At 67.8% G+C, this 12030-nt stretch carries 11 protein-coding genes; 6 read left to right on the top strand and 5 right to left on the bottom strand.

All coding sequences use genetic code 11. The features are described 5' to 3' along the window. Positions 1-62 precede the first annotated feature (62 nt). The 5 genes from LC039_RS00055 to LC039_RS00035 form a co-directional block, all read right to left on the bottom strand. Complete coding sequence (locus tag LC039_RS00055) at positions 63-1286, bottom strand: FliM/FliN family flagellar motor switch protein (RefSeq protein WP_226621020.1); 1224 nt, start codon at positions 1284-1286, stop codon at positions 63-65. A 95-nt stretch (positions 1287-1381) separates the two neighbouring features. Further along, positions 1382-4063, bottom strand: coding sequence for an ATP-binding protein (locus tag LC039_RS00050; RefSeq protein WP_226621019.1), 2682 nt, complete (start codon positions 4061-4063; stop codon positions 1382-1384). Beyond that, complete coding sequence (locus LC039_RS00045; RefSeq protein ID WP_226621018.1) at positions 4060-4347, bottom strand: hypothetical protein; 288 nt, start codon at positions 4345-4347, stop codon at positions 4060-4062. Before LC039_RS00045 ends, LC039_RS00050 begins: the two co-directional genes overlap by 4 nt. Continuing rightward, on the bottom strand, positions 4344-4739 hold the full coding sequence (locus tag LC039_RS00040) for a response regulator transcription factor (RefSeq protein ID WP_226621017.1): 396 nt from the start codon (positions 4737-4739) through the stop codon (positions 4344-4346). The genes LC039_RS00045 and LC039_RS00040 overlap by 4 nt, the downstream gene beginning before the upstream one ends. A gap of 111 nt (positions 4740-4850) precedes the next feature. Continuing rightward, positions 4851-6164, bottom strand: a complete 1314-nt coding sequence (locus LC039_RS00035) for a helix-turn-helix domain-containing protein (protein WP_226621016.1) — start codon at positions 6162-6164, stop codon at positions 4851-4853. Between the two features lie 220 nt (positions 6165-6384). Here LC039_RS00035 and LC039_RS00030 point away from each other — a divergent pair, with 220 nt between their 5' ends. From LC039_RS00030 to LC039_RS00005, 6 genes are all read left to right on the top strand, one after another. Then, complete coding sequence (locus LC039_RS00030; RefSeq protein WP_226621015.1) at positions 6385-7731, top strand: substrate-binding protein; 1347 nt, start codon at positions 6385-6387, stop codon at positions 7729-7731. A 104-nt stretch (positions 7732-7835) separates the two neighbouring features. Next, positions 7836-8867, top strand: a complete 1032-nt coding sequence (locus tag LC039_RS00025) for a branched-chain amino acid ABC transporter permease (RefSeq protein ID WP_226621014.1) — start codon at positions 7836-7838, stop codon at positions 8865-8867. 4 nt (positions 8868-8871) lie between these two features. Further along, the gene (locus LC039_RS00020) at positions 8872-10080 is read left to right on the top strand and encodes a branched-chain amino acid ABC transporter permease (RefSeq protein WP_226621013.1); all 1209 of its coding nucleotides are present in this window, start codon (positions 8872-8874) and stop codon (positions 10078-10080) included. Between the two features lie 10 nt (positions 10081-10090). Further along, positions 10091-10846 carry an ABC transporter ATP-binding protein gene (locus tag LC039_RS00015; protein WP_226621167.1) on the top strand — a complete coding sequence of 252 codons (756 nt, stop codon included), beginning with the start codon at positions 10091-10093 and terminating at the stop codon, positions 10844-10846. 12 nt (positions 10847-10858) lie between these two features. Beyond that, entirely contained in the window at positions 10859-11614 is a 756-nt protein-coding gene (locus LC039_RS00010) for an ABC transporter ATP-binding protein (protein ID WP_226621012.1), read from the top strand. A 273-nt stretch (positions 11615-11887) separates the two neighbouring features. Continuing rightward, the coding region (locus tag LC039_RS00005; protein WP_226621166.1) for an acetyl-coenzyme A synthetase N-terminal domain-containing protein at positions 11888-12030 on the top strand (143 nt) is incomplete at its 3' end.

Genomic DNA, 12030 nt, shown 5'->3' with positions numbered 1-12030 from the left:
ACGCCATCGCGCGGGAAATGGCAAGGGAGCGCCGCGCGGCAGCCCCGGCAAGGCACGCGCGTTCAGCCGTCGTCGTCCAGCGGCGCGGCGGAGAAGTCGAAATCGAAGTCGGTGGTCGCGCTGTCTTCCGTTTCTGCCCCTTCTTCCGGCCTTTCGCCCTCGAAGCCTCCGGAAAAGTCGAAATCCCCAGCCGAGGGCTCCGGCAGGTCGGGCAGGTCCGGAAGACCGGCGGCCATCTCGTCGAGGCCGAATTCCTCGGGCTCGGCGGCAGGAACGGGTTTGGCGACCTCGGGCGGCGCGGTTCCGGAGGAGCGTGCCGCCCCGCGGGTGTCCTGCGCCTCTCCCTGCGGTGCGACATGCGGCCAGGTGAGGCGCACCGCGCGCATGCCGTTGATCTGCCCGAGCCGCCCGCCCGCAACCGCGGCGCCGGGGCCGGCGTGCAGGGTCACCGCCTCCAGCATCTCGGGGCTCAGCGGCAGAAGATCGCCGGGTTGCAGCGCCTCCGCCTTCTTCAGCGGCAGGCGCAGGGCCCCCAGCACCGCGCGCATCTGCGCCGGCAGGAGCGCCATCTTCCGCTCATGCGCGCCGGGCTGGCCCGGCGGCACCGCCCGCCGCGCGCCGGGACGCTCGGGCAGGAACAGCCGCAATTCGCCGCGCCGCCGCCCCAGCGCGAGATCGAGCGTGGCGCGGAAGACCATGTAGCCCGGCGCGTCGAGCAGCAGCCCGGCGCCGCGCGCATCCTCGAGCATGGCGCCGAAGCGGAACCCCTCGATCTGCGGGCGCAGAGGATGATCCTCGAGGAAGCGGGCGAAACGCTCGAGCATGCCATCGAGCAGCGGCGCGGTCATCGCGGCATCGGTGGCGGTGAAGGGGCGCGGGTCGGCGGGCATCTGGGTGACCTGCAGCATGGTCTGCACCTCGGTCAGCCCGGTGACGAGATCGCGGTCGAGCGTGACGAAGCCCACCACCCCGTCCGGCCCGTCGAGCAGCAGCAGCAGCGCTTCGGGCGGCAGCTGCGCGACGACCCCGTCCTGGTCGAGATGCTCCTGCTCGACCGCATGGGCGACGAGCGCGAGATCCCACAGCACGTCGGCACTGCGCGAGAGCGCCCGGCGCAGCGCCTTGGCCGGGGACATGGCGCGCGCCTCGAAGGCGCGGCGCGCAGCCTCGGCCTTGCGGCTCAGCACGTTGTGGCTGCCGGCCCCGCTGCTGCCCCGCGTCTCCCTGCCCTCGGCGGTGGCCCCTGCGCTGGCCTGTCTGGAAGCCTGTCCGGCGGCGTCTGGCATCGTCCCTGTCGGCCCAATCTTTCGAGGAATCCCGGAACCGATCTATGACGGGATTTGGTTACCATCGGCTTTATCGCCGCGCGGAAAGGCCGGGATCACTGCGCCGCGATGGCCAGATCGCCAGGCAGGCTCACCCGGAAGGAGGCACCGCCGCGCCCCGGCACGTAGGTGATGTCGCCGCCAAGCCGCGTGACGATCTGCCGGCAGATCGCGAGGCCCAGACCCGCGCCCCCGGCCTTCTGGTCGCTGACCCGGCTGAACTTCTCGAAGATCACGTCCTGCGCCTCGGCGGCGACACCCGAGCCGTTGTCGGTGAAATCGATGGCCAGCCGCGCCCCCGCCCGCACCGAGATCTCGAGCCGCGGGCGCGGCGCGTCGCAATACTTGCGGGCATTGGCGATGAGGTTGATGAACACTTGGCTGAGCCGGTCGAGATCGGTGTGCAGCACGATCTGCTCGGCGGCGCGGTCGCGGCGGATCTCCAGCCGACGCCCGGCCTCGTCCGCCGCCGCCGCGGCCACCGCGCGGTCAAGCACGTCCGACAGCAGCCCCTCGCGCAGGTTCAGGTTCACCTGCCCGTTCTCCAGCACCGACAGGTCCAGCAGGTCGTCGAGCAGCCGGGTCAGGCGGATCGCCTCGTCGTGGATGATCGAGGCGTATTTGGTCTTCTCCGCGTCGCCGAGCCCGGCGGTGTCGCGCAGGATCTCGGAGAAGGCGCGGATCGAGGTCATCGGCGTGCGCAGCTCGTGGCTGATCTGGCTGAGGAAGGCGTCCTTCTGCACCGACAGCCGGGTGAGCTTGGCATTGGCCTCGCGCAGCTGCGCGGCGGTGCGCGCCAGCTCCTGCGACTGCGCCTCGAGCCGGGCGGAGTATTCCATCATCTGCGCGGTCTCGTCGGCCACGGCCATGAGATCCTCGACCGAGACCGACATGCCGCCGACGATCTGCCCGACCATCGCGTGGGCCGTCGCCGCGCCCACGGAGCCCGCCAGCTCGCGCTCGAGGGTCTCGAGGAACTGCGGCGTCACGTCGGGCAGCGGGCCGCGACCGCCCTGCCGCTCGGCCTCGCGCTCGAAGAGCTCCTGCGCATCGCGCGCGCCGAGGATGCGCTGCGCCATGATCATCAGGTCCTCGGATTGCGCCACGTTGCCGGTCCAGCTGCGCGGGCTGGTGGAATGCTCGAAGACATTGACGAACTGCGCGCCCTGCAGGCGTTCCAGCGGCTGCGGGAAGCTGACCAGAGAGCCGAGAATGAAGCCGGCGGTGTTGACGCTCATCGACCAGAAGAAGGCGTGCAGTAGCGGGTCCATCTCCGACAGGCCGAACATCGCCTGCGGGCGCAGGAAACCGATGCCGAAGGGGCCGTCCGCGAACCACGCCTCGGGCATCAGCACCCCCGGCCCGAAGGAGGGCAGGAAGAGCGTGTAGTTCCACACCACGAAGCCCAGGATCAGCCCGGTGAAGGCACCGGCCTTGGAGGCGCCGCGCCAGAAGATGCCGCCGAGCATCGCCGGCAGCACCTGCGCGACCCCGGCAAAGGAGACGAAGCCGATGGTCGCCAGTGCCTCGCCGCCGCCCGACAGGCGGTAGTAGAGATAGCCCAGCATCACCACGCCGATGATCGACAGGCGGCGGGCCAGCAGCACCACGCCGCGCACGTCGCCGGAGACCGTGGCGCCGGGTTCGGCGAAGCGCAGCCAGAGCGGCATGACCACGTGGTTCGACACCATGGTCGACAGCGCGATCGCCGCGACGATGACCATCGAGGTCGCCGAGCTGAAGCCGCCGAGGAAGGAGAGCACCGCCAGCCCGCCCTGCCCCTGCGACAGCGGCAGGGTCAGCACGAAGAGATCGGGGTTCGACCCCTCGGGCAGCAGGTCGAGGCCGATCACCGCGATGGGCACGACGAAGAGGCTCATCAGGCCCAGATAGAGCGGGAAGGCCCAGCTGGCGGTGCGCAGATGGGTTTCGTTGTCGTTCTCCACCACCAGCACCTGGAAGATCCGCGGCAGGCAGAGGAAGGCGGCGGCCGAGAGCAGCATCACCCCGGCCCAGCGGCCGCCGTCGATGCGCCAGTGGCCCAGCTCCGAGGCGTCGATCCGCGCCAGCGTCTCGCTCAGCCCGCCGCCCAGCCCCCAGACCACGAAGACCCCGACGGCGAGCAGCGCGAAGAGCTTCACCACCGCCTCGACGGCAATGGCCATGACCACGCCGTTGTGCCGCTCGTTGGCGTCGAGGTTGCGGGTGCCGAAGATCACCGTGAAGAGCGCCAGACCGGCGGCGACCCAGAGCGCGGTCTGGCCGGTCTCCTCGCCGGTGGCGAGATCGCCCGCCGAGAAGACCTCGAAGCTCAGCGTCACCGACTGAAGCTGCAGCGCGATATAGGGCGTGGTGCCGATCACCGCGAGCAGGGTCACGCCGACCGCCAGCAGGTTGGACTTGCCGTAGCGCGACGACACGAGGTCGGCGACCGAGGTGATGCGCTGCGAACGGCCGATGCGCACCAGCTTGCGCAGAATCCACCACCAGCCGACCAGCACCAGCGAGGGGCCGAGGTAGATCGCCATGTACTCGAAGCCGCTGCGCACCGCCGAGCCGACCGCGCCGTAGAAGGTCCAGGCGGTGCAGTAGATCGACAGCGACAGCGTGTAAACCGCCGGCGAGCGCAGCCAGCGCGCCTGCCCGTGGGCGGCGATGCGCTCGGCGGCGAAGGCGATGGCGAAAAGGAACAGCGCGTAGGCGATGCAGACGGCGACCAGCGTGTTGAGCATGCTCACTCGCCCCCGCTGCCGAGCCCGTCCCCCGGCGCCGGGCGCCCCAGCACCGAGGCGATGAACCCCGCCAGCAGCACCAGCAGCAGCCAGACGCCGAACAGGTAGACGATCACCGCCGAGCTGCGCACGCCCTGCTCGGGGTCCTCCTGCCAGAGCAGCGGCACCAGCCAGAGCAGCGCGCCTAGAAACGGCAGCACCCGCGCCGCGTCCATCACCCGGCGGCGCCGGTAGGACTGGCGCTCGAGAAAGACCGGCGGCGTGCCGCGGCGGGGCGAGCCCTCGCTCATGGCTTGCCGGGGGCCTCTTCGGGCACGCCGTTCAGCAGCGCCCGCACCGTGTCGAGCATCTCGGAATTGGCAAAGGGTTTGGACATGAAGGCGCTGACCCCCTCGCGCTCGGCCATCTCGCGGTCGCGGGTCTGGCCGCGGGCGGTGAGCATGAGCACCGGCAGCGCCGCGGTGGCGGGATCGGCGCGCAGCTCGCGCAGGATGTCATAGCCGCTCTTGCCGGGCAGCATCACGTCGAGGATCAGCAGATCGGGGCTGGCGCCGCGCAGCTTCTCGTTGGCGGTGGTGCCATCGGAATGGGTCTCGACCGCGAGACCCTCGCGCGACAGGATGAAGCTGATCGCCTCGATGATATTCGGCTCATCCTCGATCAGCAGCACGTGTTTGGACATGCACCCCTTTCCCCAAGGCCCCGGACACTCCCCCTTCCGGCACCGAGGCTAGCTCCCCCGTGATGTCTTTTTATCACCAATGTTTCCGGCCCTGTCAAAATAAGACCACGCTCAGCCGCCCCGCTCCGCTGCGTCACCCAGAAGCGAGGGCTCGCGCCGGGCCGGGCAGGCCGCGCGGGCGCAGATGCGGCAGGTGACGCCGACCAGTTCGGTCTCCTCGCCGCCCTGCGCCGGTCCTTCGGGGGTGAACATCATGTGCGCCTCGAAGATCGGATCGCGGTTGGCCTGCGGCAGGCTGGCGGGCTGCGCCACGGCAAAGGCGCGCACCGCCCCGCCCTGCCGCCCGGCGAACTGCACCCGCCGCGAGAGCACCGCCATCGGGCGGCTCAGCGCGGGAAACAACGGCCAGAGCGGGCAGTCGGCGCCGAAGCGCGGGATCGGGAACTCGGGCAGCGGCTTGCGGAAGGTCAGCGCCCCCGAGGCGTCGCAGATCGCCAGCCCGACCGGGCCGCAGGGTGCCTCGCCGGGCAGAGCGGCGAGGCGGCGCATGGCGCGGGCGGGATCGCAGCCGAAGCGGCGCAGCAGCGCCAGCGGGTCGGCCCCGTCCTCGGCGACCGCCTCCAGCACCTGCGGAAGCGGCAGCGCGGCGGAGTCCTCGGCATAGGTGCGCAGCGCGCGCAAGAGCAGCACGCGGGCGCTGTCCGAGAGATCCGCCTCCAGCTCCGCCGCCACCGCCTCGGGCGCCTGCCCCGCCTCGAGCGCCGGGAAGTGATAGGCCGCCGCCTCGAAGAGCGCGGTCACCTCCTCCTGCGGGGTGCCGCTTTCGCTGGCCGCCTTGCCCTCGGCCTCGAGGTAGCTCACGAGGCTGCGGCTGCTCTCGGCGAGCCGGGCGCTGTCCTCGTGGATGTTGCGGTGGAAGCGGCGCTGCCAGTCCGGGTCGATCTCCTCGGGCTCGTTGAGGATCGACGCGGCGGAGCGGATCGCGGTCACCGTCGAGAGCATCTCGTGCAGCGCCTCGGCGAGTTGCGGGTCGTGGGCCAGCCGATCGCTCAGCGTTTCGACGCTGCGCTCGAGCGTTTCGATCCGCAGCCGTGCCTCTGCCAAAAGCCCGGCCCAGCCGGGAAATCGCCCGGCGAATTCATCGACCCGGTCCAATTCCGCCGTGCTGCCCCGGGTTGTGCTTGCCGCCTCGCGCAGCGAGGCAATCAGCGCCGCCTCCGCCCCCTCGGTGAGCATTGACGGTTCGACCTTGAGAATTTCCGCCAAATCGAGCAGCAATTTCCCGCCGATTCTGCGGCGATTGTGCTCAATCAGGTTGAGATACGACGCAGAAATTCCCGCTTTCCGTGCAAGATCGGCCTGCTTGAGGCCTAGTATCGTGCGTCTTTCGCGGATCCGGCTTCCAGTGAGCGTGTCGCGGGGCATGCGGTTTTTGAACCCTTTCAAGGCCTTTCTGCGGCGCAAGATAAACTAATTTACACTTTAGCCTATTACTTTGTGCATTTGTTGACAAAAAAAACGTTAACCTAAAAGCAGTTGTTGCGCGATTTTCTTTCGTGGCCCGATACTGATTTTGCACGGAAACGTGTTTTGCACCCTCGGGAAGAGGAGCCTGGCGGTGCAAATTCAAAACGGGAGGAAATCAATGTCCAAATCGACTCTGACACGCCGCGGCGTGCTGAGAACGGGTGCCGTGGCGGGAGCCGGTGTCGCCCTGCCGACGATCTTCACCAGCTCGCGCGCATCCGCCTTCACCAACGAGCCCACCGGCGGCACCGTGACCCTCGGCTTCAACGTGCCGCAGACCGGCCCCTATGCCGATGAGGGCGCCGACGAGCTGCGCGCCTTCGAGCTGGCGGTCGAGCACCTGAACGGCGGCGGCGACGGCGGCATGATCAACACCTTCAGCTCTAAGACGCTGGATGGCACCGGCATCCTCGGCAAGAAGGTCGAGTATGTCACCGGCGACACGCAGACCAAGTCCGACGCCGCCCGCGCCAGCGCCAAATCGATGATCGAGAAGGACGGCGCGGTGATGATCTCCGGCGGCTCGTCCTCGGGCGTCGCCGTGGCGGTGCAGGGCCTGTGCCAGGAGGCGGGCGTGATCTTCATGGCCGGCCTCACGCACTCCAACGACACCACCGGCAAGGACAAGAAGGCCAACGGCTTCCGCCATTTCTTCAACGCCTACATGTCCGCCGCGGCGCTCGCCCCGGTGCTCGAGAAGATGTACGGCTCGGACCGCAAGGCCTACCACCTGACCGCCGACTACACCTGGGGCTGGACCCAGCAGGAATCCATTCAGGCGGCCACCGAGGCGCTTGGCTGGGAAACCGTCAACAACGTGCTGACGCCGCTCGCCCAGACCGATTTCTCGTCCTACATCGCACCGGTGCTGAACTCCGGTGCCGACGTGCTGGTGCTCAACCACTACGGCGGCAACATGGTGAACTCGCTCACCAACGCCGTGCAGTTCGGCCTGCGCGACAAGCAGGTGAACGGCAAGAACTTCGAGATCGTCGTGCCGCTCTATTCGCGCCTGATGGCGCGCGGCGCCGGCGAGAACGTCAAGGGCATTTTCGGCTCGACCAACTGGCACTGGTCGCTGCAGGACGAGGGTTCGAAGGCCTTCGTGAAGAGCTTCGGCACCAAGTACGGCTTCCCGCCGAGCCAGGCCGCGCACACCTGCTACGTGCAGACCCTGCTCTATGCCGACGCCGTGCAGCGCGCCGGCAGCTTCAACCCCTGCGAGGTGGGCGCCGCGCTCGAGGGCTTCGAGTTCGACGGGCTGGGCAACGGCCCGACCCTCTACCGCGCCGACGATCACCAGTGCTTCAAGGACGTGTTGGTGGTGCGCGGCAAGGAGAACCCGGAATCCGAGTTCGACCTTTTGGAAGTGGTCGAGGTCACCCCCCGTGCGCAGGTGGAATATGCCCCGGATCACCCGATGTTCGCGGGCGGCAACCTCGGGTCCTGCAACCCGGGCGCCTGAGCCCTTCACCGGAGCCGGCCAGGTCGCGTTTGCCTGGCCGCATCCCCGCGTTCCCGGCCCCGCGCCGGGAACGTCCGCACTTCCTTTGACCTGAAGGCCGGGACATGGACGCAATCATTCTTCAAATCCTGAACGGGCTCGACAAGGGCTCGGCCTATGCGCTGATCGCGCTGGGGCTCACCCTCATCTTCGGCACGCTCGGGGTGGTCAACTTCGCCCATGGCGCGCTGTTCATGATCGGCGCCTTCTGCGCCGTCACCCTCAACCGCATCCTGACCCTGTCGCACCAGGTGGTCGACGAGAGCCGCAAGGACTTTCTCGGCAACCCGCTGAAGGTCGACGTGCCCTACGTCAACGACTGGTTCGGAGAGGCCGCGGGCGCCACGATCATCGACTGGTCGGTGCCTCTGGCCATCCTCTTCTCGATCCCGGTGATGATCGCCATCGGCGTGATCATGGAGCGCGGGCTGATCAAGCATTTCTACCGCCGCCCGCATGCCGACCAGATCCTCGTGACCTTCGGCCTCGCCATCGTGCTGCAGGAGATCATCAAGTATTTCTACGGCGCCAACCCGATCCCGACGCCCGCCCCCGACGTGTTCCGCGGCTCGTTCGATTTCGGCGTGCTGCTGGGCTTCGATCCCAATGTGATCATCTACCCCTACTGGCGCCTCGTCTACTTCGGCTTCGCCGCGCTGATCGTCGGCGCCGTCTTCGCCTTCCTGCAGTTCACCACCTTCGGCATGGTGGTGCGCGCCGGCATGGCCGACCGCGAGACCGTGGGGCTGCTCGGCATCAACATCGACCGCCGCTTCACCATCATGTTCGGCCTCGCCGCCGCCGTGGCGGGGCTTGCGGGGGTGATGTACGCGCCGATCAATTCGCCGAACTACCACATGGGGATGGATTTCCTCGTGCTGAGCTTCGTGGTGGTGGTCGTCGGCGGCATGGGCTCGCTGCCCGGCGCGGTGCTGGCGGGCTTCGTTCTGGGCGTGCTCGAGAGCTTCGCGTCGATGAACGAGATCAAGTCGATCCTGCCCGGCATCGACCAGATCATCATCTACCTCGTCGCCATCATCATTCTGCTGACCCGTCCGAGGGGCCTCATGGGCCGCAAGGGCGTGATGGAGGACTAAGACCATGTTCGGACTTGGCAAGAAAGACACCACCGTCTTCGTGGTCGTGATCATCCTGGCGCTCTGCGCGCCGTTCATCCTCAACCCCTTCCCCACCGGCAGCTCGCTGGCGCAGTTCAACGCGGGCTATCCCGACCTGATGCAGCGCTTCGTGATCTTCGGCATCTTCGCCATCGGCTTCAACCTGCTGTTCGGCCTGACCGGCTATCTCAGCTTCGGCCACGCCGCGTTCCTCGGCATGGGCTCCTATGCCGCGGTGTGGATGTTCAAGCTGCTGAGCATGAACGTCATCCCGGCGATCGTGCTGTCAATGATCGTGGCGGGGCTCTTCGCGGTGATGATCGGCTACGTCAGCCTGCGCCGCTCGGGCATCTACTTCTCGATCCTGACGCTGGCCTTCGCGCAGATGAGCTACAACCTCGCCTACTCGGTGCTCACCCCGATCACCAACGGCGAGACCGGGCTGCAGATCACCCTCGACGATCCGCGCATCCTCGGCGCCTCGGCCACCGCCGACGGCGGCATCCCGGTGACCAACCTCTTCGGCCTGGAGATGCGCCACTTCACCACCGTCGACGTCGCCGGCTGGAGCTTCAACTTCTCGGTCGGCTACTACCTCTGCGCGGTGATCATGATCCTTGCATTCTACGTGGCGATCCGCATTTTCCGCTCGCCCTTCGGCATGATGCTGCGGGCGATCAAGTCGAACCAGCAGCGGCTCTACTACACCGGCCTCAACGCCCGCCCCTACACGCTCGCGGTCTTCGTGATCTCGGGCATGTACGCCGGGCTCGCGGGCGGCCTGATGGCCTCGATGGACCCTCTGGCCGGCCCCGAGCGGATGCAGTGGACCGCGAGCGGCGAGGTGGTGCTGATGACCATCCTCGGCGGCGCCGGCACGCTGATCGGCCCGGTGCTGGGCGCGGGCTTCATCAAGTACTTCGAGAACATCTTCTCGAAGATCAACGACGGCGTGCTGCACGGCTGGTTCGCCTTCCTGCCCGACGGGCTGGAGAATTTCGTCATCGCCATCCTGCATCCCTTCGTGGGCAAGGGCTGGCACCTGACGCTGGGCCTGATGTTCATGCTGGTGGTGATCTTCCTGCCCGGCGGGCTGGTGGAAGGCGGCCAGCGCATCTCGAAGGCGCTGAAGCGGAACAAGCCGGAAGACAGCGGCGCCGCCCGCAAGGCCAACCATGAACCCGCAGAGTGAGGAGGCGCAGATGGGCATTCTTGAAGTCAAAGACGTCAACAAGCGCTTCGGCGGGCTGAAGGCCCTGTCCGAGGTCAATCTCAGCGTCGCGGAGAACACCGTGCACGCGATCATCGGCCCCAACGGCGCGGGCAAGTCCACGCTGCTCAACTGCCTCGTCGGCAAGCTGATCCCGGATACCGGGTCGGTGATGTTCGACGGGCAGTCGGTGCTCGGCCGCAAGCCCTTCGAGATCAACCAGATGGGCATTTCGCGGGTGTTTCAGACCCCCGAGATCTTCGGCGACCTGACGGTGATGGAGAACATGATGATCCCGCTGTTCGCGCGCCGGGATGGCGCCTACCGGCTGCATGCCTTCCGCTCGGTCGAAAGCGAGGCCGAGCTGCGCAGCCGCGCCGAGGCGATGCTCGAGGACGTGAAGATGCTCGACAAGCGGCACATGCACTCGGCCTCCATGTCGCGCGGCGACAAACGGCGGCTCGAGATGGCCATGTGCCTGGTCCAGGAGCCGCGCCTGCTGCTGCTCGACGAGCCCACCGCCGGCATGGCGCGCGCCGACACCAACAACACGATCGACCTGCTCAAGGAGATCAAGGAGAAGCGCGACATCACCATGGCGATCATCGAGCACGACATGCACGTGGTCTTCAGCCTCGCCGACCGGATCACCGTGCTCGCCCAGGGCACGCCGCTGGTCGAGGATTCCCCCGAGAACATCAAGGGCCACCCCAAGGTGCGCGAAGCCTACCTCGGCGAAGCGGCGTAAGGAGAGAACCAGATGAACGTCAGACCGGATTTTTCCCGCAACGCCAATATGGCCGAGACCGCCCCCGCCTTCCTGTCGGTGTGGGACATGCACTCCTACTACGGCGAGAGCTACATCGTGCAGGGGATCAACTTCAACGTGCACGAGGGCGAGATCGTCGCCCTGCTCGGCCGCAACGGCGCGGGCAAGACCACGACGCTGCGCTCCATCGCCCGGCTCAACTCGCCGCAGGTGCAGCGCGGCGAGATCTGGCTCGACCACAAGCCGCTGCACACGATGAGCTCCTACGAGGCCGCGACCGCGGGCCTCGGCCTCGTGCCCGAGGACCGGCGCATCATCCCCGGCCTGACGGTCGAGGAGAACCTGCAGCTGGCGCAGATCGCGCCGCCGATCGGCTGGTCGATCGAGCGGCTCTACGACCTCTTCCCGCGCCTCGGCGAGCGCCGCAAGCAAGAAGGTGTGACGCTGTCCGGCGGCGAGCAGCAGATGCTGTCGATCGCCCGTGCCTTGGCGCGCGACATCAAGGTGCTGCTGCTCGACGAGCCCTACGAGGGGCTGGCGCCGGTGATCGTTGACGAGATCGAGAAGACCCTGCGCCACATCAAGGAACAGGGCATGACCACGATCCTCGTCGAGCAGAACGCCGTGCGCGCGCTGCAGCTTGCCGACCGGGCGATCATTCTGGACACAGGATCCATCGTTTTCGACGGCAGCGCCGCCGAGGTGCTTGAAAACGAGGAACTGCGCGCCGAGTATCTCGCCATCTGAGCGCCGTCGCGGCGCCTGGGAACACCCGGCGGATTGGGGACACCCGCCGGGTCGCGCGCGGGACGGTTTTGGGGAGCCGCCCGCGCGCATGAACCTCTCCGCAGGGATCTCCCTGCATGAACGTGCCCGCATGAGCTTCCCCGCCAGGAACCTGCCCTGCGCCCCCGCGCATCCGTGACCGGCTTTCGCACTTCGTGACCGATCTTCGCGCGATGTGCCCTTGCATTCGCCGCAGCGGCACGCATCCTGCATGGCAACACAGGAGGAGACACCATGACGCACCCCGTCCTTCACCCGCCGTCCGAGGATTTCGTGGCCGAGGCCCATGTTGACGCGGCGCGCTACGACGAGATGTACGCGCGCTCGATCTCCGATCCGGACGGCTTCTGGGGCGAGCAGGCGCAGCGGCTCGACTG

The sequence above is a fragment of the Alloyangia pacifica genome (assembly GCF_020524285.1).
Taxonomy (GTDB): Bacteria; Pseudomonadota; Alphaproteobacteria; order Rhodobacterales; family Rhodobacteraceae; genus Salipiger; species Salipiger pacificus_B.
This window is presented reverse-complemented; position numbering and strand designations above follow the sequence as displayed.

Coding starts and splice junctions, on each gene's coding strand:
- LC039_RS00055 (WP_226621020.1), bottom strand. CDS start 1,286: ATGCCAGACGCCGCCGGACAGGCTTCCAGACAGGCCAGCGCAGGGGCC.
- LC039_RS00045 (WP_226621018.1), bottom strand. CDS start 4,347: ATGAGCGAGGGCTCGCCCCGCCGCGGCACGCCGCCGGTCTTTCTCGAG.
- LC039_RS00040 (WP_226621017.1), bottom strand. CDS start 4,739: ATGTCCAAACACGTGCTGCTGATCGAGGATGAGCCGAATATCATCGAG.
- LC039_RS00035 (WP_226621016.1), bottom strand. CDS start 6,164: ATGCCCCGCGACACGCTCACTGGAAGCCGGATCCGCGAAAGACGCACG.
- LC039_RS00030 (WP_226621015.1), top strand. CDS start 6,385: ATGTCCAAATCGACTCTGACACGCCGCGGCGTGCTGAGAACGGGTGCC.
- LC039_RS00025 (WP_226621014.1), top strand. CDS start 7,836: ATGGACGCAATCATTCTTCAAATCCTGAACGGGCTCGACAAGGGCTCG.
- LC039_RS00020 (WP_226621013.1), top strand. CDS start 8,872: ATGTTCGGACTTGGCAAGAAAGACACCACCGTCTTCGTGGTCGTGATC.
- LC039_RS00015 (WP_226621167.1), top strand. CDS start 10,091: ATGGGCATTCTTGAAGTCAAAGACGTCAACAAGCGCTTCGGCGGGCTG.
- LC039_RS00010 (WP_226621012.1), top strand. CDS start 10,859: ATGAACGTCAGACCGGATTTTTCCCGCAACGCCAATATGGCCGAGACC.